Source organism: Burkholderia sp. Bp9012 (assembly GCF_003853825.1).
In the GTDB taxonomy this organism is placed as follows: Bacteria; Pseudomonadota; Gammaproteobacteria; order Burkholderiales; family Burkholderiaceae; genus Burkholderia; species Burkholderia diffusa.
In genome coordinates, this window is the sequence record NZ_QTQA01000081.1 from 1 (window position 1) to 1,061 (window position 1,061).

Below are 1,061 nucleotides of genomic sequence, written 5' to 3' on the forward strand. Positions count from 1 at the left end.
GCTTCCGCCGGGCCGAAGCCGCGCGTCGTCATCGCCGGCGAACCCAGACGGATCCCGCTCGTCACGAACGGCTTTTCCGGATCGTTCGGAATCGCGTTCTTGTTCACCGTGATGTGTGCCGCGCCCAACGCCGCTTCCGCCGCCTTGCCCGTGATCTTCTTCGCGCGCAGGTCTACCAGCATCACGTGGCTTTCCGTACGGCCCGACACGATCCGCAGCCCGCGCTTGACCAGCGTCTCAGCCAGCACGCGTGCGTTCTCGACCACCTTCTCCTGGTAAGCCTTGAACTCCGGCGACAGCGCTTCCTTGAACGCCACCGCCTTCGCCGCGATCACGTGCATCAGCGGGCCGCCCTGGATGCCCGGGAAGATCGCCGAGTTGATCTGCTTCTCGTATTCCGACTTCATCAGGATCACGCCGCCGCGCGGGCCGCGCAGGCTCTTGTGCGTCGTCGTCGTCACGAAGTCCGCGTGCGGCACCGGGTTCGGGTACACGCCCGCCGCGATCAGCCCCGCGTAGTGCGCCATGTCGACCATCAGGTACGCACCGACCGACTTCGCGATCTTCGCCAGACGCTCGAAGTCGATCTTCAGCGCGAATGCCGACGCGCCCGCGACGATCAGCTTCGGCTTGTGTTCGTTCGCCAGTTGCTCGGCTGCGTCGTAGTCGATGTCTTCGTTTTCGTTCAGGCCGTAGCTCACGACGTTGAACCACTTGCCCGACATGTTCACCGGCGAGCCGTGCGTCAGGTGGCCGCCGTGCGCGAGGCTCATGCCCATGATCGTGTCGCCCGGCTTGAGCATCGCGAAGAACACGCCCTGGTTCGCCTGCGAACCCGAGTTCGGCTGCACGTTCGCCGCTTCCGCGCCGAACAGCTGCTTCACGCGGTCGATCGCCAGCTGCTCGACCACGTCGACGTATTCACAGCCGCCGTAGTAGCGCTTGCCCGGATACCCTTCCGCGTACTTGTTCGTGAGCTGCGAGCCCTGTGCGGCCATCACGGCCGGGCTCGTGTAGTTTTCCGACGCGATCAGCTCGATGTGCTCTTCCTGGCGGCGGTT

At 65.0% G+C, this 1,061-nt stretch carries 1 protein-coding gene; it reads right to left on the reverse strand.

Annotated elements, in window-relative coordinates; genetic code table 11:
* A partial coding sequence (gene glyA / locus DIE11_RS35990; protein WP_148093073.1) for a serine hydroxymethyltransferase occupies positions 1 to 1,061 on the reverse strand: 1,061 nt, incomplete at both ends.